This window comes from Pseudoalteromonas sp. OF5H-5 (genome assembly GCF_021530695.1).
In the GTDB taxonomy this organism is placed as follows: Bacteria; Pseudomonadota; Gammaproteobacteria; order Enterobacterales; family Alteromonadaceae; genus Pseudoalteromonas.
Map to the genome: position 1 here is coordinate 1 of NZ_JAKGBF010000013.1, position 23,253 is coordinate 23,253.

Here is a 23,253-nt window from a genome sequence, read left to right on the forward strand (position 1 = left end):
ATTGACCGGGCGGGGCATTCTCAATTTTTGCTTTACCGCTGTCGTCTAAGTTGCCGGTCAGCGTTGTGCCGTTTGCAAATCGAATGGTATAAGGCGCGCCCATAATTGGGCTGCCATCTTGATAGGTGTAAGACAACTCAATGGTACTGCTCGCCATGGTGGCAATGCCATCGGCGGCAAGTGAGAGTCGAGCATTCTCAGAAAGCGCTTGAATTTGCGGTACACTCGGCATCGTGGCGCTTTGTTTGCTGCCAATATCTTGCTCCATGCTACCGTCAAACACGGTCATGGCTTTGCCTTTTAAGGTCAGTAACTTGTCTGCAAAGATGTTGACGTTACCACTTGAGTCAATGCTGATTTCACTGCCACCATTGGCAAGGGTGAGGTTGCCAGAGCCACTGCCTTTAATCGTGATATTGCCTTGGCTTTGAATGAGTTGACTTCCAGCCGGGGCGGTGATGGTGAGATTGTTGTCTGCCTTGAGGTTGATATCACTTTGGATAACACTGCGATGGCTGCGACCGGCCTTAAGGGTGATATTTTGTGTGGCGCTGACGTCAATTTGGTTGGCGGTGACGTCTAGGTTGGTTGCTGCATCAGCAATCACCGACTTTTTACTATTTAGATGGGAAGGGTTGTAAAGCTAACTACTAGCTTTACAACTCAGTTAGAAAATTAGGAAACGTTAAAGCCTGCTAAGAAGTCAGTAAATGATGGAGCAAGTATATCTACATTTTCATAATCGGGATCGGCACCTTCATCAACTTGCTTATCTTTCCACCATATGAATACTCCTCCTTTCTGCGCGCCATCTACACCAATGCAAATAACATTACCAACACCATCATTACCAATAGGCAGTAGCTCTTCAGGAATCCTATCGCAATAAATAGAGAACATAGTTAACAAATCAAAGCTAGTATCATTTTTACCAATTCCAAATAAAACATTAATGTCAAAGTCAAAAAGTAATTCACCGTCAGAATTTTGTTTAGTAAACTGATTTTTAGTAGGCTGACCACCATTAAACTTTAGAAGAAAATCAACATATTCTTTGGGGAACTGAAGTTCAAGCTCATGACAGAGCTCTTGAATCTCAAGTAAGCTTGTTTTTGGATAACTGTTTTCAAAGTTCATTCTAATTTCCTAAAATGAGTAAGTATTTCGACCGCCAGAGTGACCTACTGTTGAGTGTAAGTCACTTGGAATTAATTGCAGCTTTGTGGAGTTCTCTACATGATGCCAGGTATGTGTCGACGGTTGCTTCCAAGCTGGATCTATATTTTCCATCAATTGATTCGCGTTTCTCATGTCCAGCTGTGAACCTGATGTTCCTCTACCAGATGTAGGGTCTGGGTTTAATTTTTTTATATCAACCTCTACAAGATAACCTTTATACTTCATAATATAAGGTCTGAAATCCGCAAAACCTTTTTCGGTAAAGTTAACACCATCAGGATACTTTTCAGCAAGCTCTTTTAATTTTAACTCTCTGATTTTCCTTTTTCTTGGCTGCATTGCATCTAGCCTTTGTTTCAAGATCGTATTTTTATGTATATCTAAACTGTAGTTTTGTCCTGCAAATTCTGCGTTCCGAGGGGGCTTTCCATCAATAAGTTGTAATTTATTGTCTTTACGGTTAGTTAATTTGGGTTTTGTTTTATCAGTTTGAGTTGTTCCAGCCCCCGGCAACTCATTCCCTTTTGGTGGCTCCAATTCATCGGCCTTGGCTTTGGTGGGCTTATCGGTAACGCCTCGAATTGGTGGTTGGCCTTGATACTCATCCAGTGCTTTATTAACTCGCTGCCCGATTTCTTGGGCGGCTTGTTGCATATGCTGGTCGATTTTTGGGGTGACATCGTCTAGGCGTTTTACCGTGGCTTGCATGCCTTCGATGGCGGCGTCTGGAAGCAGTAGGTCGTAGTGCCAACTGGTAGACATTTCATCAAGTGAATCGCGCAGGCCTTTGACGATGTTTTTAACTTCCGTGGCGGATTGTTTTCCTAGGTCTTGCCAGTTGATGTCTCTTAGGTATTTAACTGGGTCGCCTTTGCCGAGCTTGCGTAAAACGGCAAGCGCAGCAGAGAGAGATTCTCCGGTATTTTTTAAGATAACCTTTCCCACGCCTTTGACTGCTGACCCCACAACTGGCACTAAACCAATGCCGGTGAGGGTAAAGGCAAGCCAAGCGTCGGTGTCGTTGGCTTCATCATCGTCGGTCAGTAACATGACATTGGCAATGATATCTCGTAAATCCATGACTTGGTCGATAATCGGTATCATGGAAATCAAGGTGCCGACCACGATTTGTGACGTAGAGGGGTTTTGATTAAAGTCGCCTTGCAGTGTGCCCCATAACCAATCACCTGCTTGGGTTGCAATGCCATTGGCTTCTATCAGTGGTGCGGTATTGCCGCTGCGTACCATTTCAGCCGCTCGCGCTGGGGTGATTTGTCCATACAGTGGATTTTTAGGGCGATTATCTTCTGGCAGGTAATCGCGTTTATCCTCACCATATTGCACGGTATATTGACCGGGCGGGGCATTCTCAATTTTTGCTTTACCGCTGTCATCTAAGTTACCAGTCAGCGCTGTGCCGTTTGCAAATCGAATGGTATAAGGTGCGCCCATAATTGGGCTGCCATCTTGATAAGTATAAGACAACTCAATGGTACTGCTCATCATGGTGGCAATGCCATCGGCGGCCAGTGAGAGTCGAGCATTCTCAGAGAGCGCTTGAATTTGCGGTACACTCGGCATCATGGCGCTTTGTTTACCACCAATATCTTGCTCCATGCTACCGTCAAACACGGTCATGGCTTTGCCTTTTAAGGTCAGTAACTTGTCTGCAAAGATGTTGACGTTACCACTTGAGTCAATACTGATTTCACTGCCGCCATTGGCAAGGGTGAGGTTGCCAGAGCCACTGCCTTTTACTGTGATATTGCCTTGGCTTTGAATGATTTGACTTCCCGCTGGGGCGGTAATGGTGAGATTATTGTCTGCCTTGAGGTTTATATCACTTTGGATAACACTGCGATGGCTGCGACCCGCCTTAAGGGTGATATTTTGTGTGGCGCTGACGTCAATTTGATTGGCGGTGACGTCTAGGTTGGTTGCTGCATCAATAATCACCGACTTTTTACTCTCCAGTGCCAGTTGTTGTTTGGCGCTGGCAATAAAGGTTTTATTGGTGAGTAGTCGAATTGCGCTTTTAACACTGCCAAGTTGTATGTCTTTGGCTGCAAAAATATTCATTGCGCCAAGTTGCGCAAGCCAGTGAATATAAGGCTGCTTTTTATCCCCATGTAACACCAAGTGCTGGTTGCCTGCTAGGGTTTGCAACACAATATGCGGGGTTTTTGGGGTGTCATCAAACATCAACAGGTTTTGGCCGCGAGAGCACAACACGTTTTGGGCGTTATTGGCGCTAGTAACAACAGATGGTTGGGTGTCGTTAAGGGCAAACCCTAACAAGTAACTTTGGTCAGGGTCGTTGTTCATACAACCGATGAGCACATTACTGTCTGGCAGCAGTGGAAAGTGTAACCCTGTCGGTTGCTTTTGACCACGACAGGCATATTGTGTGAGGCGCTTTACCGATTCAGTCACCTGACTATCAAAATGTACTTGCGTGGCATATTGCCCTTGTGCATCTAAGTGAGGATTAGCCTTTGACCCCGACAGCGAGCGCACTGTGGCGGTAAACACCATCGGCTTGGGGCTATGCTCTGGGGGCGCGATACGTATTGGCTCACCCCGTGGTACACACACCGACTCGCTATGATGCGCAACTTGCTTAGGGTCATTGGCACTGCCTTGCTTATACACCTGTTTACTGCGAATACAGGTATAATCGCCACCTTTTGCTGTGCCCAATTTACCATTTAACGAAAACGAATAACCGGCATTGGCTTCGGCTACGTTCCCTACCAGCGTGACTTCATTTTTACCTTGTTGATAGGCAAGCTCGAGATTGCCAGTGCGCTCAAATTGCTCAGCAGGATTTTGTGCAGCAGGCTCAAAATAGCTACGCTGCGCCGAGCTGACCGAGGTTGGTGGATGGGCATTCATATGCACTTGTGAGCCACCCATTTTAAAACGATGGCGGCTTTGGCACTGCGTAAACCCAACAAAGCCGGTTTCATGTTCGTGCACCAGGCCATCTTTATCCGTTACCGACAGCAAGCCTCGCTCAATATAGGGGCTTGCAAGATTCCCCTCGGCAATCACTATCGACTCAATAAAATCATGGCATTCAAACCAATAAATTAAGCCGTACTTTGCTAATAGTCGGGTGAAAAAGGTGTAGTCGTTTTCTAGTGCTTGTACGCACTGCGGTAGCGTGGGTAAATCTTTAGTGACTCGCCATTTTATCCGGTCTTGTGAATAGCCGGCTTTTTGTATCAGCTTATTGAGGACAGACTGAACATTGGCTTGTACAAAGATTTGGCTTTTTTCTGTTTGCTTAAGTAACTCAAGGCGAGGCTTTAAGACCACCTCTGCACTACAGGTGTGCTCAGACACAAAACCAGATTGGATATCAAACAAAGTCCCAGTGAAATATGTTGATATTGCATCTGGTGACTCAATTTCAAACGTGAGCATATTGCCGACGAGTAATTCATCAGCAAGGTCAAATTGGGATTCTAGGTTCGCTTTGAGTAAAAAGCCGCTATTAATACATGTCGTGAGTTCAAAGTCGACGACATGTACAGGATGGTTAGTACCATACACCACAATCCTTGTTTGCATTTTTTATGTCCACTGTTGTTGGTTAAAGCCGTGCCACCAATACGCGGTACTACTTCCTAGTGTGCTGCGATTGGTTTTTATTTGCGCGCTATTGTTACATAAAAGGCAAGCATTTTTAACTCATTTTTTTATTTAGCATTCGAATGCTTATCTTTTGGCATAACGGGTGGTTTTTAAATCTCAAGCCAAATGAAACGGTGTCAGTTTGCCTTCCATGGCTCGTATCAAAGCGCATCCATGCGCTTCTCGTTCATTCTTTTTAAACGACGAAAAAGAACGAACCAAGAAAACGTCGCCCCAACATCACACTTAATCCTCAAATCCTAAGCCGACATAGTGCAACCGCCTTGTAAGGCACGTCCCTGTGCCAGACAAGACTTAGCCGACATCCTGTCGGCACATTGCATATCGACTTATGCTTTTCTGGTGTGGTATTGGCCGTGTGCACTAGTTTTTCTCTCAAAAGCAGCTAATTTTCCTGCAAGCACCAAACAAAACTATCAGCGCCTTGTATCTCCCTCATCACACCTGAAAGTAAATTGCCAATGAGTCATTTCAACGCATGGATGCGTGAAAAGCGGTGACAGGGCCAAGGATGGCCCTTACACCGTGGTGACGTTCATATTGGTAATTTACTTGAGGAGTCAGTGTGATGTTGGGAGTGCCTTTTCTTTTGCTACCTTTTCTTTGGGCAAGCAAAGAAAAGATAGTCGTAGCCCATGGATGGGCGTCGAAATCCGTCAGGAGGACATATTAGCCTTACCCTCCATGGCTCGTATCAAAGCGCATCCATGCGCTTCTCGTTCATTCTTTTTAAACGACGAAAAAGAACGAACCAAGAAAACGTCGCCCCAGCATCACACTTAATCCTCAAACCCTAAGCCGATATATAATACCAATTGCACTAAGTCTCCAATCAATTTGAAGGGTGAAATACCATATTAGCGTCGTTAAAAATTTCTCATTTAGAACAACTAAATAGCAAAATTTTTGCCTAGCTACTAAAGCTATTTCTCCGCTTCAAATTGCTCATTTACCTAATACAATTGGTATCGCAACCGCCTTGTAAGGCACGTCCCTGTGCCAGACAAGGCTTGGCCGACATCCTGTCGGCACATTGCATATCGACTTATGCTTTTCGGTTGTGATGGAGGGGGAATAAGTTGCTTGTGAGATCGTCTACGATTTTAGCGATTAAGCTGCTTTAAAGCATTGCAAAAGCTATCATCGCAGAATGCTTCCTAATTCACAGTGCAAATAGTGTTGTAGGAGACGGTTCACCCGCCGAGAAGTTAAGTTTGTTGGGGGATGAGAGAGTGCCTTGTCATTAGGCATCAAAGAAGCCCATGGATGGGCGTCGACACTTGTCAGGAAGACGGGCTGACTTTACACATAGTCTCGAGTTAATGTTGAACTTTACTGACTGTGGAGCAATCGTATATTGCTCCACACTAGAATCATTCAGCAGGCCTAGTCATCTAGTTTTACGGCTCCAGCTATCCTATCTATTTTCACCGAGCCTGAGCCTGATTCGGTAATGGTCAAGGAGCCGGCATTTACCACACGAATATTTCCAGCGCCGTCTTCTATTTGAACATGGCCCTTAACTGCTTCGATATCCGTATTGCCCGAACCATCAACGATAGTGACATCGCCTTGGGCGTGACGAACTCGAATATTACCGGATTCATCATCGATTTTAATATTGCGTCCGCCTTCAACAACCAGTGAGCCAGAGCCATCGATGATATCTGCGTTACCGCTAAAACCGCGAAGGGTTAGATCGCCAGACTCATCTTCTATTTTGATATCTGTGCCGCCAGTCACATCAATATTACCCGAGCCATCCTCCAACTCTAGTGTATCGACTAATCCCTTTATAGTTATGTCGCCAGAACCATCGTCGATAACAAGTTGCTGGACGTTAGTGATATGGATATTGCCACTGCCGTCATCAATTTCAGCACCTTGAATACCTTCCAACGTGATATTGCCAGAGCCATCATCTAGTTTGATAAAACCTTTGATATTTTTGATGGCTATATCCCCCGAACTGTCATCAAGTGTTAGCGCAAGTTGGCTTGGCATGGTGATGGTTAAGTCAATTCTAGGGCTATTATTGCGATACCATTGTACACCAGAACTTGTATCTGAGTCGGCCACCAATATGGCGGTATCACCTGATTTTTCCAGTGTAAGTTGGTAGTTTTCTGCTTCTGTGGTTAACACGGAGGCTTCCACTTGGATCTCTTGTTGATTGTCGTATCCAATGATCTGGATATTACCCGAGGTGGTATTTGCATCAAGTTTGCTGATGTCTGCAGCGTTGAGTTGCAAAGATTTATGGAGTGTTTTGGTTGCTGCTGCGCTTGGAGAGATATGCACAACACAGCCAGATAAAAGGCTAAGTGCAGCTAAACTGGTGAAGAGCTTTTTCATTGTTGTTATTTTCCATAGTGGTGATGACATGATGTTATCATCCAGCAATAGTTATACCAGAATGAAGATATAAAAAAATCAATAGATTAAGAAGGTAGCGAACTTTTGAGTGGTCAAAATAGCGAAATCAAATAGTGAGCTGAACCAAAAGTTTGCAGATATGACTGTCATGTGGTTGTAAATTCGACAATGTAGTCTGGCACTATTGTTTGTTTATTTTCCTAACAGTGCAATGAAAGACACGACCAAGCTACACGCTGTCAATCCGAAATCATTCGTTGATAGTCACTGTAAACCAGACGCAGCAGTCTTTTTAGGAGTTGGAAGTGCCGCCAGCGCTGCAACTCTCGGGTGCTCTGCCTGTGTATTGACCCATAAAGGCCTACCTTGGTTATTGATAGATTGTGGCTTTGATACGGTGTCGCGTTATAAAAAGCATTTTTCGTCATTACCCGATGCTGTGTTTATCACCCACCTTCATTATGACCATGTTAGTGGATTGGAGCAGCTTTACTTTCAGGCTGCATTGAGTCAGCACCAAATCACGTTATATGCCCCAGCAGAGTTAATCGTTGGGTTGTGTAATATGCTCGCGTACACCGGACTGAGCGAAGGGACTTGCGGTGTATGGCAGGTTTTCCGTTTATATCCAATTTCAGAAAGCTTTCTTCATCGTGGGCAACGTATACATAGTTATGCCGTTCGTCATCATGAGCCCAATAGCGCTTTTTCGTTACATCTCCCAGGTAGCTTGTTTTACAGTGGTGATACCAAAGCTATTCCTGAGCTGCTCCATCACTATGTCAGTAACGGCGAAGTTATTTTTCATGATTGCGGTCTTGCAAACAATCCCAGTCACTGCTCCCTTAATGAGTTGTTGATGAGCTATCGTGAAGACATCATTAAAAATATTTGGGTCTATCACTACCAGCATCAAGAAGATGTTGTGAAATTCGAGCGCGCAGGGCTCAAAGCGGCTATCGCTGAGCAGCCGATTGCGCTTTAATTTTGCGACTGAGAGGTTAAATAGGCTTTTAATTCTCGAACAAACTCGCTGCCGATCTCATGGTGTATCGCTTTTATTTTTTCGGCGCACTCAGTGGTGTTGTTATCAAGTGCCGAATACTCTAACGCCTGTAGATGTTCAGCTAGTACCTCTGCACCCACTGCTTTTGCGGAGGTTTTGAGGTAATGGGCTTCGTCTTTTAAAGCTTGAAAAGCACGGGTTTGGTATGCAGTTTTAATTTTTGCGCAACTAGATTTCGATTGTACTAGAAAGTCGGTGTAAAACTTTTTCGCCGTAGCAAAATCATCACCGATTAAATCGATAAGCACCTGAGGGTTGAGGGTTTTGCTCATTGTGTAAAGTCCATATCTAACCATTTACCTAAGGTGTTTTTAAGCTCTTGTAATCGCACCGGTTTGCTAACATAGTCATTCATGCCACTATCTAAACAAAGCTCTTTATCCCCTTTCATAGCAGCGCCTGTGACGGCAACAATAGGAATGGCGCTGCGCTCTTCTTTGGACTCAAATGCGCGAATTAACTTAGTTAATTCATAGCCATCTATCTCCGGCATATGGCAATCCGTCAACAAAAGCTGATATTGCTGGCTTTTATACATCGCCAAGGCCTCTTTGCCGTTATTGGCGATATCACAGGAAACTCCAAGTCTAGAAAGCTGTTTGACGATGAGTTTTTGGTTAAAGGGGTTATCCTCGGCAAGGAGTATATGCTGCTTACCACTAGTATCCGATTCATCATCGGTAGGGCTAGATACTTTATCGTCTAGTGAAAGGAGCGCATCTAGTTCACTGAGATCGTTTAATTCACCTAAATCAGTCTCGTCACTTTGCTGACTTACTTTCAGTTTGCTCAATAATTGGCCGATAGCGTATTGAGTCTGCGGTGCAATTGGTTTTGGTGTGGTTAACGCTGTACTGTTCAAGTTAGCAAACGCCTTTTCATCAACAAATACTAACTCTGGAATAGGTGAGCGTATTTGCTCTGCAGAGGGGGCGGCTTGCGTTGTGACAGCACGAACAAGTGCAGTATCGTCAGTCTCTTTGATTTCACTGGGTGACTCGATGACTTTGATCTCATCGCAAAAATGCGTGCAGGCATTGTACAACTGAGTCAGCGCCAACGAACTCTGCCAAGGCGCATCACTTAACCAATAAAGCGTAGTAAATATAATATTGGGTTGCTGCTGTGTTCTTGGACGCCAAATAGGAATGGTAATGGTAAAAGTTGAGCCTTCAGCTGATTTGCTTTTTAAGGCGACCTTGCCACCCATTAAGTCAATAAGCTTGCCACATATTGCAAGCCCTAATCCGGTGCCGCCGTACTTTCTCGTGATAGAGCGTTCGGCTTGTGTAAAGGGGGTAAACAGTTTCTTTTGGACTTCCGGTGCAATGCCAATACCATTGTCTTCTATCTTAAATATCAAGTGAGATAAGGCTACGCCCTCGCACGCCCAGTGCACATTGATGGTGACTTTCGCGCCGCCTTCTCTATCTGCAACGCTAAATTTGATGGCATTGCTGACAACGTTAAAGATAATTTGCCGCACTCTATTTTCATCGCCAATCACTTCTAGCGGTAGCTTTATGTCCTCATGCACCGTTAATTTTACTGATTTGTCGCGCGCGTGGGCTTCGAAGGTTTTGATAATGTTATTGAGCATTTTGGAAGGGGAGAATGGGTAGCTTTCAAGCTCCATTTTCCCTTGTTCAACTTTGGCTAAGTCTAAAATGTCGTTCAATATTGAGACTAAATTATTGGCTGAAATAGACGCAGTTTCTAAGAGTTCTTGGTTGTCTTCATCTAGATCTGAGAGCGCCATGAGATCTAAGGAGCCAATAATACCATTCATTGGGGTTCTGAGTTCATGGCTCATCATGGACAAAAAGTCTGATTTAGTGCGATTGGCCTGCTCGGCTTTAATAATCGCGGCTTCAAGATCGGCGGTGCGCTCTGCGACGCGTTGTTCTAACTCTTGATTAATGTGTTGGAGCTTTTTCTGGGCAATATATACATCGGTTTGATCGATAACAACACCATCAATACGTGCTGGCTGACCCTGTTCATCAAGTCCTACAACACCTTTGGCATACACTACAACAATGTCCTGGTCGTTAAGCAGGCCGCGATAGCGCTGTTCAAAGATTTTGCCTGAATTCAATGAGGCTTCTAGCGCTTGCGTAACACGTACTTTATCGTCGGGGTGAAGGCTTGCTTCCCAGAGGTGTAAATTGCCAATATCGTCTTCCGAAAGTTTAAAAATATCATTGGCCTGATGATCCCAATTCCAGATCCATTGATTCGCTACTCGTATTGCTCGCCAAGTACCTATTTTCCCCGCTTGCATCGCAAGTTCTTTACTTTCTTCTGCATCATGTAATGCGACTAACATATCTTTTTCGTGAGTACAGTCAGCTAAAATCCCATAAACACTGTGTGTGCGAATACAATACTTAACTTGCTCTCCCTTAAATTCAAACCAATGAATTGTTCCTCTAACCTCAAGTCGGAACTCAAAATGCAGCATAAGTCCTTGCTCAATATGGTGAGCGAGTAGCTCGGCAAATAGCGGCTGATCTTCTTGGTAAATCATGCTTTTTAAGGTGTCCCAGTCAAGCTCTGCTGAGGCCGGGAGACCTATCAGTGATTTGAACTTAGGAGAAAAATACGCAGTCTTGTTTAGGAGGTCGTAGCACCAAACACCTAGGTTTGCGCTGTTAACGGCGTGGCGCAAAATTCGAGTTTGTTCGTCTTCTAATGGATTTTGACAATAATAAGTAGAGAGCTCGGCAATATGTACAAATATTTCGTTACTGCGAACATCATAAAACGACAGCAAAAATTGTACGTTTGGTGATGTGCGCAACGACACTTGTATCAAAGAACCATCAGCAATCGTCTTTTGCTGTTCTTCTACACATAAAGGAAAGATGAATAAGTCTTCAAGATGTTTATTGATGACGTTATCGACGGGAGCGAACAATTTTTCCGCAACGGCGGTTGTGTGACTGACATACCACTCAGATGTAACAATCAAAATTGGCATACTGTCTTTTAGTGCTGTTAGCATCGTATCCCCCCATAATATCCTCATAAAACAATATAGCAGTTCATGATTAACTTGCTGGATTTGTGGTCAATCTAGAGAGGTTTAGGAGAATGTGTAAAGCTTGTAGATCGTAGAAGTTCGAGTCTAAGTACCATATTCATGAGACCCACAGGCATACCTATGCGCACGGTAATACTGAACTGAGCGAATGGCTTAGAAAGAATCGGCTATAAACGATGACCAATTTCACGTTGAGACTAAGCGATTTGCTATATCAAGTCTATAAACTGTAATATGTCTTTGTACCCCAAAAAGGGTGATATGGTTAAAAATAATAAAAGGATTCCAAGTTGAAACGTTATTTATCAGTGGTCATCGCAGGCTCACTCAACGCACTTACGTATAGTGGCCAAGCTTATGCACAGCAAGACCTGACTAATGAGGAGAATATCACCGCGATTGTTGAGCAACAGGTAGCGGCCTATAACAAGCGAGATATAGATGCATTCGTCGCAACGTATCACGATGATGTAGAAATTCACTACTTTCCTGGTGGAATAGCGTATTCCGGGAAAGAAAAACTGAAGAAAACCTATACACAGCTTTTTAATAGGGTCACTTGCCTGAGCGCCAAAATAAGTAACAGAGAGATCCAAGGGCGCTTTGTTGTAGATACTGAGGTTATAGAGTTTTGTCTAATGCGTGATGGTGAGGAATATAAATCAAATTATAAAGCCATCGCGACCTATGAAGTCGTCGATGGATTGATTAAGAGAGTCTTATTCTTAAAAGAAAAATAGTCAGCAGTGTAAAGCAAGATTTTGCTTTCCTCTAACCGTACGAGTACCACATTACTCAGTGGATTACACCGCCTCTACATTGAGTCTTTCTGCGAGTAGCTGGCGCTGAGTATTTAACCCCCTGTAGTCTCTAAGTCCTGCGATAAGTGCCCTGATTAATACGGTATCGGGGTTTTTACTTTGTAGTTGAGCTTCCAATAGAGCGATTGTGTGGTCTACGATCTCACGCTTTTGTGGTGTGAGTTTTAGCTTCTGAGACTTTTCTTGGAGCTGTATAAAAGCTTGTTGGATTTTTTGTTCGTGGAGTTGTCGTTTTTTGGCTTCGATCTCTTTTTGGGACGGGAAGTCCTGCTCGGTTAATACCGGCAACAGTGCTTGATTTGGTAGCGCTGTACAAATTGAGTCCATACATGAGACTACCCAATTAACCAGCTTTTCAGTGTCGAAATCAATACCTTCGATCACGGGAAGCGAAAGGTAGTTAGCTATAATGCCATCAAGCGTCATCGCGAGATCGGTTTTCCATGGACGAACTTGCTCGCCATAGTTTTCAAGTAAAAAGCCTTCTTGTAGCGTAAGCCACGTTAAGCGAAACTCTTGATAGAACATGATCAAGTTATTTGAAAAGCTCAGTGACTCCTCCTGCAATAAGAGTTGAAACATCGCTTGGTACTGCTGTAAATCTTCGTGCTGGAAGCGGATTTGTTGTTTTAACTTGGCAATTGGAGTCAATTTATCACTTTCTAATATCGCTCTTATTTTATCCAGCAGATCCGCTGTTTGACTCTCAAAAACGGCTAATAGTAGTTCGTCTTTTGACTTAAAGTGTAAGTAGATAGCACCTTTCGAAATGCCCACCTTATTGGCGATAGTTTGCATGCTAAAGGCACTATCGCCCTCAGCTAAAAGTAACTGCTCCGCGCATGCTAGTATTAATTTCCGCTTATCAGACATAGCTCCTCCTGTTCACATTGCAGTATACAGTCAATTTAAAAATGACCAATAGGTCAATTTTAAATTGACTAAATTTAAAGTTTGGTCAATTATTATGTTGTCTATTCAACGGGGACATAATAATTATGAACAATACATCATCTTTAATTCAACTAGTCAGGCGTACGCGGCCAAGTCGCCTATTACTATCAACTCTGGTTTTGTTTACACTGATCTCTAGTATTTTAGGTTTATTAGTGCCTTTGCAAACGAAAAATCTGCTGGAAGAACTTGGAGAAAATGGTCATTTTTCAAATGAACAGGTAGTCATATTAATTATGGTATTAGTATTTTCCGCTGTGCTAACAGGGTTGATGACTTATATCATGGGTAAAATTGGCAATGAGCAAAAGCTTAAATTACGCGGAGACCTTTTTCAGCACCTCATTCGTTTGCCTGTTTCTTTCTTTGATAACACAAGGGCTGGGGAGCCGGCGAATCGCATCGTAAAAGACACTGAAATTATTGAAAACCTAGTGAGTGAGCAGTCTGTATCTTTTATATCTGGTGTAGTTTCATTATTTGGTTCTTTTATTATTCTATGGTTTTTAGACTGGCAAATGACACTCGTGATGCTCAGTGCAGTTACGGTTAGTTTTCTGATTATCTTACCGTTTTCCGTAAGACTGACGGATCTGTCTAAGTCATTACAAGATACTGAAGCCTCTATGCTAGGAAGGTTAACCGAGCTGTTTGCTAATATCCGCTTAATAAGAGCACAAGGTGCAGAGAAAACAGAAGCTAAAAATAATAACAATGAATTGAAGTCACTCTATAAAACCGCAATGTCAGAACATACGCTCTTAGCTACCATGGGCGCATTGGTGAATTTAGTGATCATGGCTTCGATAGTGTTAGTACTAGGGTTTGGCGCATCAAGGGTTGCCAACGGTGCGATGACCCTAGGCGCTTTTGTTGCGTTTATTATGTTTTTACTGAACATTGTGTTGCCGATGGGGCAGTTAAGCATGGTGGTAGCCGCTTTTAATAAAGCAAAAGGAGCGGCCGTTCGTATTAATGAGATCTTAGCAACGACACCACCAAATGAAAGTGGTCATACGATTAGCCTGACTGATAAGTCAATTTATTTTCGCAATTTATCTTTTAGTTATGCTAATGATAAACCGGTATTTAAAAGCTTGAGCTGTGAATTCTTAAGTGGAAAAACGACCGCTATAGTTGGGCCATCAGGAGTTGGTAAGTCTACACTCTTTGCTTTGTTGCAGGGCTTTTATCAGGCGCAACGTGGTTACATTGAAATTGCTGGGCTTAATGTTGAAGAGTTAGACCGAGCCAATTTAAGAGCGCAAATTGGCTACGTTGCGCAAGAGAGCCCGCTGTTGTGCGGCACCTTATATGAAAACTTGGTCTACGGTGCTTATGAGGCAATAGATGATGAACAATTACAGCATGCCATTGCCACGGCCGATTTAGCAGAGTTTATAGCGACACTACCTGATGGGTTGAATACTCAAATTGGTGAGCGTGGCATTACTTTGTCTGGCGGACAAAGGCAACGAGTTGCATTAGCGCGAGCACTATTAAAAGACCCTGCATTGCTGCTGTTGGATGAAGCAACGGCAAGCCTTGATTCACAAAGTGAAGCAGCTATTCAAATTGCCCTGAAAAATGCAAAAAAAGGTCGTACTACAATTATCGCCGCGCATCGACTCAGTACGGTTATGGATGCTGATAATATTATCGTCATTAACAAAGGTGAGATTGAGTCACAGGGAGATCATCAGTATTTGATGCAACACTCTTCGCTTTACCAAAGCTTAGTGAATAAACAGTTCAACCTTCAAGCTGCAAGCTAATAACTTTGGTTGAGGCCCGTTAGTTGGATAGGTGGAAAGTGAATGAACAGTAATGTCATTGGTAAAAGATTGAATTAGGGCCTGTTGACCTTTGCTGTTTGATTTTTGTTCTCCTGAGTGTGTTTTGGTCGCGACGCTCGACTTGCCGCCTAGTAATCTAGGCAAAAGTTGAGCAACAATGAACAAAGCGCACTCAGGTGAACCCAAAGGGCAGCGCTTGATTGGCATTTCTACTGTGTTATCGCCTGACTCACATAGAACAACTATGCTACGCAGGCTCTGCCTTGTATAAATACCAATCAAACTGCTGCAAAAACAAACTTGAAAGATAAACAGGCCCTAATACTTTTTGATGTTTTTTTTAAGTGATATAGCACTAAAAGTTTAGGTGTGATAAAAAGTAATCATATTTAACTAAGTGCTATTTTTGTTTTTGGTTAAAAAGGATTGGTTTTTAGGGAAGACAAATTAATTTTCGTAGGTTTGTTTATGCCCCATAGAGCATCACACACAAGTTCGCATACCTCTATTCCGCTGATTGTAGCGCTAACAAGCGTGTTGTTATTACTGACTTTACTGAGCTTTCCAAGCAAGAGCAAACAGTCTGTAGAAACCAAAGTAACAATACTTAAGAGCGGCGCGATAAAGCATGATGCTCGCCAGACAGAATAAGAATGAAAAATTCTTATTTACCTAAAAGTATCTAATTCATACCATCACCTTACACTTTGTAACAGTTCAGAGTTCTTATATTTTATTTATTTAAAACAGATTGTTACTTTATTTTTATAGCGATATTATCAAATTTCCGCAGGCATTCAGCTTATCATCTCACCTCGATAATTTGCTTATTATTTCTAACTCGGTATAGTTTGACGTCGGTCAGAATAGTAATAATATTGCTCAGTTTATGGGCGCAGGACAAATTGGCCTTACTTCTCAGAGGCAGGTATGCAATTAATTCAGTTAAAGTCAGATGACCCACAAGTAGTCGCGGTGTTTTCTGAAATCGATAAGCTTATGAACAGCTTATATCCAATCGCAAGTGCACAGTCTTTATCAATAGAAGAAATTAACCAACCTAACGTGTATGCCGTTGGCTTACAAAATGAAGAGGGCATTGTAGCGTGTGGTGCGATTGTAAAGCAGTTTGATAAAACCTTATACGGTGAAATTAAACGCTTATACGTAAAACCTAGCTATCGAGGTAAAGGGCTTTCTAAACGTATTATGCAAATTTTGCTTCACTATGCGGGTGAAGCGCAGATCCCACTTATTCGGCTGGAAACCGGCTCTAAGCAAGCCAGTGCGATAAGTCTTTATGAGAGCTTGGGATTTGAGCGATGTGAACGCTTTGGTATGTACCGCGACAACCCGTTAAGTGTTTTTATGGCGTTATCACTAAAATCTTAATGTAGTAAAATAGGGATTGTCAGTATCGGCCGAGATACTGGCAATTTCTGTCAGCACCACGGTGACTGGTTGGCTTTCTTGTTCTAAAACTAAACACTCCTGAGCGTCGACTATAGTCGTGTTTTTGCAGCTGCCACGCACAACTTCACCACCTTTCATCTCAATAGTAACCACTAGGCGTTTTAGGCACGCCAGCTCGATATAATCATACTGTTGGCAACTGATCATAGATAAGTTCTTATTTGAATAAAGCCACCTGCTTGTACAGATGGCTTTTCAAGCTTGGCTTATGCTTAAAGAGACTTAATTCCCATATTGTAAAGCGTAAAGCCATAAATATCGGCATACTGTTCAATCGTCTTGCTTATTGGTGTGCCTGCGCCGTGTCCGGCATTGGTTTCGATACGAATAAGCGTCGGATTCGGACCTGTGTGTTTGCTTTGTAGCTCAGCTGCAAACTTGTAAGAGTGTGCAGGTACTACGCGGTCGTCATGGTCACCTGTTGTGATCATGGTTGCTGGATAATCTACGCCAGCCTTTACGTTATGTACAGGTGAATAACCTTTCAGGTACTCAAACATCTCTTTGTTGTCTTCCGCTGTACCATAATCGTAAGCCCAGCCAGCTCCTGCAGTAAAAGTGTGGTAACGCAGCATATCAAGTACCCCAACCGCAGGTACAGCCACTTTGAATAAATCTGGACGTTGCAACATCGTTGCACCTACTAACAAACCACCGTTCGAACCACCGTTAATTGCAAGCTTTTCACTTGAAGTATAATTTTCAGATACTAAGTATTCGCCTGCAGCAATAAAGTCATCAAAGACGTTTTGTTTCTGCATTTGAGTACCTGCTTTGTGCCATTTTTTGCCATATTCGCCACCGCCACGTAAGTTTGCTACAGCATAAACACCACCTAGCTCCAACCAAGCTGCACGTGTAGGGCTAAAGTAAGGCTTAAGACTGACATTAAACCCACCATAACCGTACAACAGAGTTGGGTTGTTACCATCCAGTTTCAGCCCTTTTTTATGGGTGATGATCATCGGTACGCGGGTGCCATCTTTCGAGGTGTAAAAAACCTGTTTAGACACGTAAGCATCTGAATCAAAATCTACTTTATCTGAGCTATATAATTCGCTGACGCCAGATTTTGCATCGAAAGCAAAGATAGATCTCGGGGTGTTGTAGTTAGTGAATGAGTAATAAAGTACTTTATCTTCTTCCTCACCGCTAAAGCCACTCACAGTGCCTACACCTGGAAGCGCAATGTCACGGATCAGTTTACCTGTGAAGTCATATTGTTTTACCAATGAAATTGCATCTTTGATGTAAGTCGCAAATAGGTAACCTGAACCTGTTGAAACCGATAGTACATTGTTGGTTTCTGGGACCACATCTTGCCAGTTTTTTGGTTGTGGCTGTTTCGCATTAACTTTAACGATACGACGGTTCGGCGCATCTAAGTTCGTGCTTAGGAACAATGTGTCGCCTTCACTGTGGATCACGCTGGTATCAGAGTTGGTATGATCTAAAATTGTTACCCAGTCACTATCTGGTTTGCTTAAGTCACGAATAAATAGCTTGTTACCTGAGGTAGATACCGCAGCAGAGATCACCAAATATTTTTTATCGTCTGTTACACCACCATAAACATAGCGGTGTTTTTGCGCATCAGTGGCACCAAAAATGACCTTGTCTTGAACTTGAGGTGTTCCAATCTTGTGGTAATACACCTTATGTTGGTCAGTTTTTGCAGAAAGTTCACTGCCTTTAGGTTTGTCATAGCTTGAGTAGTAAAAGCCTTCATTACCAAACCACGAAATACCACTAAACTTAACGTCTACCAGCGTTTCACCAACCTGCTCTTTAGTCTCGGCGTTTAGCACAATCACTTTACGCCAGTCACTTCCACCTTCGGAAATTTGATAAGCCACCAATGAGGCGTCTTTACTAAAACTTAATCCTGCAAGCGATGTTGTGCCATCTTCACTCATGGTATTTGGGTCTAAAAATACCTCAGCCTCTCCACCTTCTTTTTGGCGGTACAAAACACTTTGGTTTTGCAATCCATCATTTTTGTAGAAATAGGTATAGTTGCCGTGTTTAAAAGGTTGAGAAACACGCTCGTAATCAAGTAGTTCGGTGAGGCGCTTTTCGATGTCTTTACGATATGGAATTTGCGATAAATATGCCTGCGTTGCCTCGTTTTGTGCTTTTACCCACGCTGCGGTTTCTGCACTTTTATCGTCTTCTAACCAGCGATATGGATCCGCTACTTGCGTGCCAAAGTAGTTGTCTACAACAGTGCCTGTTTTAGTGATTGGATATTTCACAGATTGTGTCAATACCGCATTATTGGATTGTTCATTTTCGGTATTAACACATCCGACAAGCGCAAGCGCTACGGCTCCAGCTAGTATCTTCTTTATCATGGTGGGGGTTCCTATTGGTTCTTATTAGCTACGATCTTGCCGCAGTTTCTTGCGCTTTACTCAGCAATAAAACTTTTTGGTGCGGCATTTTTTATTGAGCACTTCTCAGTGTTGGGCACTAGTCGTGCTACGAGAATAGTGTGGATTTTAGTGGAGTCGGTGTATTTGTCTACAAATTGTAGACAAATACACGAGTAAGAAGGTTAAATTGAAGTTGATTTGGCGTAATTATTATTGCCTTTGCATAAATATTGTTACTTCGGCCATCACAATACCAAACTTTTCGATATAAGAGCGGTTCATAAGGGTGGTTTGGTCAAAAGACCACATCCAATCATCAAAGTGTACTTCATAACTGGTATCATCAACGGGTAGGTCCATTCTATACTGCCAATTCATTGCATTGCCGAAGGTTTCGCCTGATGCTGAGTTGAGGATATCGTCGGCGCGGCCGGTATATTTATTGCCTGCAGCTTTTGTAATAGTCCAAACTCGCGTTTGAACCCCGTCGCCGAGCAAATAGTTGAAGGACTCATCTAAAATAAGTTCAGATTTGTTGTTAATAGAGCCCTTGATATCGACAGTAAACTGTTGAACTAAGTTGCCATCTCTGTCTTGGACTATTCCCCACGCTTTTACATCACCAACAAAAAACTCGTAGGGGTCAAATTGCGGTTTAAGTGTAGCGTACTTTTTACCGTCAATCCCGGAGCTGCAAGCCGACAATAAAAGTAAGGTGAGTACTGCAAGAGTGATGCGCATTGTTTTCTCCTTAGGCTTGAGGCCTCTTTGAGTGCGATTGCTTCTATTATGTCTTGTTGAACAAAGTATTGATGTTGAAATTGAGGGAAAAGGAGCATTAACTATTCTCATTTCAGGCCCAAAAGTTCAGTTCGCATGGCAGGTTCGGAGGTTTTTTTACCGAGCCAAATATTGAAAAAGCGGGTCGTAAATTCCGAATCTTTCACTTCGCCAATAAGCTTTTTATCTTGGTAAAACTGCGTAGTTCCCTCGGGTGTTCTTACGCCAAATAGCATTGTGCCTTTAGAGACATTGGGAAAAATTTTTTCCATTTCTGCCAGCCATTGCTCACCTTGACTTGAGTTAGTAAACCCTTGTTTCTCTATCTCTTTCAGTGATCGTTTTGCTATTTCTTTGCCGTCTAGCTCGCGTAAATATCTTAATGCCAACACAAAAGGCTGATCTTGAGAGTAGACTCCTTGGGGGGCATAAAGGCTGGCATCATAAACATCCCAAAACAAATAGGTCATTCGACTTGTTTTGCCGACTTGTTGAGGGTTTTCTATAAATTGATTGACAAGAGTACTGGTGCTTGCGAACCCCTGAGTGCTGAATAGCAACATCAAAAAGGCAAAGATGACCCTTTGCATACTAACCTCGTCCTATAATAAAAATCAGTTGGCTTGTTATACGAGCGAGCTGGAGAATTTGTTCACTTTGCTGCTGCCTGAAAGGTGCTGTCATCCCCCTTTACAATTTGTTAAGCTGACTAAAACCTACATACAGGAGCCATTATGAGCCTTTCAATTCGCCCAGCAGAAGTAGCTGATGCCGCGACGATACTGCACTTTATCAACGAACTTGCAATTTATGAGAAAGAGCCAGATGCCGTGCTCAATACCGTGGAAGAAATAGAACAGAAACTGTTTGGTAAAGAAGCCAGAGCACACAGCGTTATTTGTGAACTAGATGGCGAAGCAATCGGGTTTGCAGTGTATTTCTTTAATTATTCTACTTGGCTTGGCAAGCACGGTCTTTATCTTGAAGACTTATATGTATCACAAGATAAGCGCGGTGTTGGTGCAGGTAAAGGGATCATGAAATATCTCGCAAGACTTGCACTACAAAAGGATTGCGGTCGCTTTGAGTGGGTGGTACTTGACTGGAACAAACCATCAATCGACTTTTATGAAAGCATCGGTGCTAAAGCACAAAACGAGTGGATTATTTATCGCCTAACAGGACAGGAACTCATCGATTTTGCTGAGCAAGTATAGTGAAGTTTATTAGTCTGTTGGCTATACATTATTTCAAGAGAAATCCCCGATCTTTAACAATTTAGCCGAGTAAACATACGTAGAATTTGTACCCAATATTTTTGGTGAAAATTGCAATGGTGATTTTTGTTAATAGAAACAGTGATATATCTTTAGAGTGTTCCCCGTACACACGGGGCTAAACCGCTTTCAGGCGATGAATCACTTTACCCTCACATGTGTTCCCCGTACACACGGGGCTAAACCGCTCAGGGCCAACAGGATGAAGGCCAAGGCAGTGTGTTCCCCGTACACACGGGGCTAAACCGCATTTTTAACAGGAGTGGGGGCCGCACAGCAAGTGTTCCCCGTACACACGGGGCTAAACCGCATGCCGGGCTTGGGGTGTGAGATGACACCTGCGTGTTCCCCGTACACACGGGGCTAAACCGTTTTTTGTAATATTATTTTGATTGTTTCTAATGTGTTCCCCGTACACACGGGGCTAAACCGTGACAATGCGGAAGGTATACCAACAATCGAAGGTGTTCCCCGTACACACGGGGCTAAACCGGCAGAAAAAAACCCAAACTTTCATAGTGACGCGTGTTCCCCGTACACACGGGGCTAAACCGCGAGCCAGCAATGTATGAGTTGGCGATATCGTGTGTTCCCCGTACACACGGGGCTAAACCGACCAATTAATCGCCTGGGGATTTTGGCAACGCGTGTTCCCCGTACACACGGGGCTAAACCGCTTAAACGTCTGTTGTATTTTAGGCAACCCCCAGTGTTCCCCGTACGCACGGGGCTAAACCGTCAAATGGCGATGGCCATCGAGCAAAACAAGCGTGTTCCCCGTACGCACGGGGCTAAACCGGTTATGTTTTCAAAAAAATCAGGTGCTGCATCGTGTTCCCCGTATGCACGGGGCTAAACCGTGGTGGCGTCATTTATGAGTCCGTGAATGCGGGTGTTCCCCGTATGCGCGGGGCTAAACCGCTGAATTCAGGAACCGCCACCACGAAACGTTTGTGTTCCCCGTACACACGGGGCTAAACCGCACCTGTTACCACACAGCCGAGACTGCTGGGTGTGTTCCCCGTACACACGGGGCTAAACCGCTTTGGTACCTGCGAATAACGAAACCATCCAAGTGTTCCCCGTACACACGGGGCTAAACCGACTCGAACGTTGGTTGACCATGTAGGGCATGAGTGTTCCCCGTACACACGGGGCTAAACCGGTCATGGTTAGGGCGCTGAAAGAGGTGATCTGGTGTTCCCCGTACGCACAGGGCTAAACCTGAGTTATTCAGGTCTGAATCATGTGCTGTATTCGTCCGTGAAGCGGCATCCCTCACGCATCCATGCGCTCACCTTAGCAGGCTGCGAAACGGTGTTTCGGTCTTACTTCGGCCCCGTACACACGGGGCTAACCAATAGGACATTTTAGTAGGAAAGAGGCGGTGGACAGCTTGGCTGGAAGTGGTGGCAGGGTGAGACTCGAACTCACATCATATATAAACTGCATATAACCGTTACCCATTGGAAACACTGCCGCCATAGTTGATTATTAATCTATCATCAAAAAAATGCTAGCGTGATCTCTCTGTCAGTTTGTCTCAGGTCAATGACTTACTTTGTTTGTTCTGATACATTTATTTTACGAAAATTTTACCAGAGTGTTTTATGCAGGCTAAGGAAGAGCTGTATTTTAGATATATTGAAGCGGTATTGTTTTGGCAGGGAGAAATCCAGACCGGTACTTTCCAGAGCAAATTTAAGCTTTCAAGGCCCAGCGCACGGCGTTATGTCACCGACTTTATTGAGCGTTATCAGATTGCCGCAAGCTATAATGAGTCTGAGAAAGCCTATGTGCTGGCAAGCCCCTTTACACCTAATTATATCTCTCAGGATTTTACTGAGTATACTAGTCTCACTGGGGAACAGTACATACACAATCTGAGTTCCTCAACGATTACTTCGCTGGCATTACCACACAGAAAGCTTAATCCCACCATTTTGCGGCCCATATTGAATGCCTGTCGGCGACAAAGCGTGCTGGATATTCGCTATCAGTCTATAAAAGAAGGCGGTGAAACCGAGCGCGTGATCCGCCCTCACACGCTGATTAACTCTGGACTGCGCTATCATTTGAGAGCCTACTGTGAAAAAGCCAAAGGCTTTAGAGACTTTTCATTATCGCGTATCGTCTCTGCCTCCCCAGAATTTATCAGCAAAGCGCAAAAGTACAAAAAAGACGACGAAGCCTGGCAGCAGGAAGTCACTTTAACCATAATCCCCGACCCAAGACTCAGCGAGTACGCCCAGCAAGTTATCGCTCACGACTTTGATATGCACAACCACCAAAAGCAAATTAAAACCAACGCTGCACTGATCAACTACCTGATCAGCATTTTGAGGTTAGATGTTCAGCACCCACACCCGGAAGCACAGCAAATTGTGATGGAACCAGCCTGCTATAGAGAGCTGAGGGCCAGAAGGTTGTTATGGAACAGCTAAACAAAC

At 43.6% G+C, this 23,253-nt stretch carries 16 protein-coding genes, 3 pseudogenes and 1 CRISPR repeat array; of the genes and pseudogenes, 6 read left to right on the forward strand and 13 right to left on the reverse strand.

The window, feature by feature from the left end:
* From L1271_RS17660 to L1271_RS17675, 6 genes and pseudogenes are all read right to left on the reverse strand, one after another.
* Positions 1–607, reverse strand: a pseudogene (locus tag L1271_RS17660) (contractile injection system protein, VgrG/Pvc8 family); the annotation flags it as partial.
* Positions 608–675: 68 nt separating this feature from the next.
* Positions 676–1,137: an SMI1/KNR4 family protein gene (locus L1271_RS17665; protein WP_102058210.1), complete on the reverse strand. Its 462-nt coding sequence runs from the start codon at positions 1,135–1,137 to the stop codon at positions 676–678.
* Positions 1,138–1,146: 9 nt separating this feature from the next.
* Entirely contained in the window at positions 1,147–1,518 is a 372-nt protein-coding gene (locus L1271_RS24970; RefSeq protein WP_442960422.1) for an HNH endonuclease, read from the reverse strand.
* Positions 1,519–1,682: 164 nt separating this feature from the next.
* Positions 1,683–1,941 (reverse strand): annotated as a pseudogene (locus L1271_RS24975) (polymorphic toxin type 15 domain-containing protein); the annotation flags it as partial.
* A 1,911-nt stretch (positions 1,942–3,852) separates the two neighbouring features.
* A pseudogene (locus tag L1271_RS24870) lies at positions 3,853–4,755 on the reverse strand (contractile injection system protein, VgrG/Pvc8 family); the annotation flags it as partial.
* A gap of 1,470 nt (positions 4,756–6,225) precedes the next feature.
* A complete protein-coding gene (locus tag L1271_RS17675) occupies positions 6,226–7,194 on the reverse strand; it encodes a DUF4097 domain-containing protein (RefSeq protein ID WP_235368412.1) in 969 nt (322 codons plus the stop codon).
* A gap of 232 nt (positions 7,195–7,426) precedes the next feature.
* Here L1271_RS17675 and L1271_RS17680 point away from each other — a divergent pair, with 232 nt between their 5' ends.
* A complete protein-coding gene (locus L1271_RS17680; RefSeq protein ID WP_235368413.1) occupies positions 7,427–8,200 on the forward strand; it encodes an MBL fold metallo-hydrolase in 774 nt (257 codons plus the stop codon).
* Here L1271_RS17680 and L1271_RS17685 read toward each other — a convergent pair.
* The gene (locus tag L1271_RS17685; protein WP_010603970.1) at positions 8,197–8,553 is read right to left on the reverse strand and encodes an Hpt domain-containing protein; all 357 of its coding nucleotides are present in this window, start codon (positions 8,551–8,553) and stop codon (positions 8,197–8,199) included. The two genes, L1271_RS17680 and L1271_RS17685, sit on opposite strands and share 4 nt — an antisense overlap.
* Positions 8,550–11,288 carry an ATP-binding protein gene (locus L1271_RS17690; RefSeq protein WP_010603969.1) on the reverse strand — a complete coding sequence of 913 codons (2,739 nt, stop codon included), beginning with the start codon at positions 11,286–11,288 and terminating at the stop codon, positions 8,550–8,552. The genes L1271_RS17685 and L1271_RS17690 overlap by 4 nt, the downstream gene beginning before the upstream one ends.
* Before the next feature lie 329 nt (positions 11,289–11,617).
* Between L1271_RS17690 and L1271_RS17695 the strand changes: the two genes are divergently transcribed.
* The gene (locus L1271_RS17695) at positions 11,618–12,067 is read left to right on the forward strand and encodes a nuclear transport factor 2 family protein (protein WP_206471703.1); all 450 of its coding nucleotides are present in this window, start codon (positions 11,618–11,620) and stop codon (positions 12,065–12,067) included.
* Positions 12,068–12,130: 63 nt separating this feature from the next.
* Here L1271_RS17695 and L1271_RS17700 read toward each other — a convergent pair whose 3' ends face one another.
* The gene (locus L1271_RS17700) at positions 12,131–13,021 is read right to left on the reverse strand and encodes a TetR/AcrR family transcriptional regulator (protein ID WP_010603967.1); all 891 of its coding nucleotides are present in this window, start codon (positions 13,019–13,021) and stop codon (positions 12,131–12,133) included.
* Positions 13,022–13,146: 125 nt separating this feature from the next.
* Here L1271_RS17700 and L1271_RS17705 point away from each other — a divergent pair, with 125 nt between their 5' ends.
* Positions 13,147–14,877: an ABC transporter ATP-binding protein gene (locus L1271_RS17705; protein WP_268831099.1), complete on the forward strand. Its 1,731-nt coding sequence runs from the start codon at positions 13,147–13,149 to the stop codon at positions 14,875–14,877.
* Positions 14,878–15,828: 951 nt separating this feature from the next.
* On the forward strand, positions 15,829–16,290 hold the full coding sequence (locus L1271_RS17710) for a GNAT family N-acetyltransferase (protein WP_010603965.1): 462 nt from the start codon (positions 15,829–15,831) through the stop codon (positions 16,288–16,290).
* Here the strand turns inward: L1271_RS17710 and L1271_RS17715 are convergent.
* From L1271_RS17715 to L1271_RS17730, 4 genes are all read right to left on the reverse strand, one after another.
* Positions 16,279–16,518 (reverse strand): Rho-binding antiterminator, encoded by a 240-nt coding sequence (locus L1271_RS17715; RefSeq protein WP_235368415.1) that lies wholly within the window; start codon positions 16,516–16,518, stop codon positions 16,279–16,281. The genes L1271_RS17710 and L1271_RS17715 overlap by 12 nt on opposite strands.
* A 65-nt stretch (positions 16,519–16,583) precedes the next feature.
* Positions 16,584–18,725: a prolyl oligopeptidase family serine peptidase gene (locus tag L1271_RS17720; RefSeq protein WP_235368416.1), complete on the reverse strand. Its 2,142-nt coding sequence runs from the start codon at positions 18,723–18,725 to the stop codon at positions 16,584–16,586.
* Positions 18,726–18,956: 231 nt separating this feature from the next.
* Positions 18,957–19,487 carry a DUF3833 domain-containing protein gene (locus tag L1271_RS17725; protein WP_235368417.1) on the reverse strand — a complete coding sequence of 177 codons (531 nt, stop codon included), beginning with the start codon at positions 19,485–19,487 and terminating at the stop codon, positions 18,957–18,959.
* Positions 19,488–19,594: 107 nt separating this feature from the next.
* Positions 19,595–20,116: a chalcone isomerase family protein gene (locus L1271_RS17730; protein WP_235368418.1), complete on the reverse strand. Its 522-nt coding sequence runs from the start codon at positions 20,114–20,116 to the stop codon at positions 19,595–19,597.
* 144 nt (positions 20,117–20,260) lie between these two features.
* Here L1271_RS17730 and L1271_RS17735 point away from each other — a divergent pair, with 144 nt between their 5' ends.
* Both L1271_RS17735 and L1271_RS17740 read left to right on the forward strand, forming a co-directional pair.
* Entirely contained in the window at positions 20,261–20,743 is a 483-nt protein-coding gene (locus tag L1271_RS17735; RefSeq protein ID WP_010603960.1) for a GNAT family N-acetyltransferase, read from the forward strand.
* Between the two features lie 157 nt (positions 20,744–20,900).
* Positions 20,901–22,029: direct repeats of the CRISPR family, unit length 29 nt; unit sequence GTGTTCCCCGTACGCACGGGGCTAAACCG.
* A gap of 384 nt (positions 22,030–22,413) precedes the next feature.
* A complete protein-coding gene (locus L1271_RS17740) occupies positions 22,414–23,247 on the forward strand; it encodes a transcriptional regulator (RefSeq protein ID WP_206471713.1) in 834 nt (277 codons plus the stop codon).
* Positions 23,248–23,253 lie beyond the last annotated feature (6 nt).

What these genes read in the sequence shown, in the direction of transcription:
- L1271_RS17665 (WP_102058210.1), bottom strand. Translation starts at nt 1,137, where the DNA reads ATGAACTTTGAAAACAGTTATCCAAAAACAAGCTTACTTGAGATTCAA.
- L1271_RS24970 (WP_442960422.1), bottom strand. Translation starts at nt 1,518, where the DNA reads ATGCAGCCAAGAAAAAGGAAAATCAGAGAGTTAAAATTAAAAGAGCTT.
- L1271_RS17675 (WP_235368412.1), bottom strand. Translation starts at nt 7,194, where the DNA reads ATGAAAAAGCTCTTCACCAGTTTAGCTGCACTTAGCCTTTTATCTGGC.
- L1271_RS17680 (WP_235368413.1), top strand. Translation starts at nt 7,427, where the DNA reads ATGAAAGACACGACCAAGCTACACGCTGTCAATCCGAAATCATTCGTT.
- L1271_RS17685 (WP_010603970.1), bottom strand. Translation starts at nt 8,553, where the DNA reads ATGAGCAAAACCCTCAACCCTCAGGTGCTTATCGATTTAATCGGTGAT.
- L1271_RS17690 (WP_010603969.1), bottom strand. Translation starts at nt 11,288, where the DNA reads ATGCTAACAGCACTAAAAGACAGTATGCCAATTTTGATTGTTACATCT.
- L1271_RS17700 (WP_010603967.1), bottom strand. Translation starts at nt 13,021, where the DNA reads ATGTCTGATAAGCGGAAATTAATACTAGCATGCGCGGAGCAGTTACTT.
- L1271_RS17705 (WP_268831099.1), top strand. Translation starts at nt 13,147, where the DNA reads ATGAACAATACATCATCTTTAATTCAACTAGTCAGGCGTACGCGGCCA.
- L1271_RS17710 (WP_010603965.1), top strand. Translation starts at nt 15,829, where the DNA reads ATGCAATTAATTCAGTTAAAGTCAGATGACCCACAAGTAGTCGCGGTG.
- L1271_RS17715 (WP_235368415.1), bottom strand. Translation starts at nt 16,518, where the DNA reads ATGATCAGTTGCCAACAGTATGATTATATCGAGCTGGCGTGCCTAAAA.
- L1271_RS17720 (WP_235368416.1), bottom strand. Translation starts at nt 18,725, where the DNA reads ATGATAAAGAAGATACTAGCTGGAGCCGTAGCGCTTGCGCTTGTCGGA.
- L1271_RS17725 (WP_235368417.1), bottom strand. Translation starts at nt 19,487, where the DNA reads ATGCGCATCACTCTTGCAGTACTCACCTTACTTTTATTGTCGGCTTGC.
- L1271_RS17730 (WP_235368418.1), bottom strand. Translation starts at nt 20,116, where the DNA reads ATGCAAAGGGTCATCTTTGCCTTTTTGATGTTGCTATTCAGCACTCAG.
- L1271_RS17735 (WP_010603960.1), top strand. Translation starts at nt 20,261, where the DNA reads ATGAGCCTTTCAATTCGCCCAGCAGAAGTAGCTGATGCCGCGACGATA.
- L1271_RS17740 (WP_206471713.1), top strand. Translation starts at nt 22,414, where the DNA reads ATGCAGGCTAAGGAAGAGCTGTATTTTAGATATATTGAAGCGGTATTG.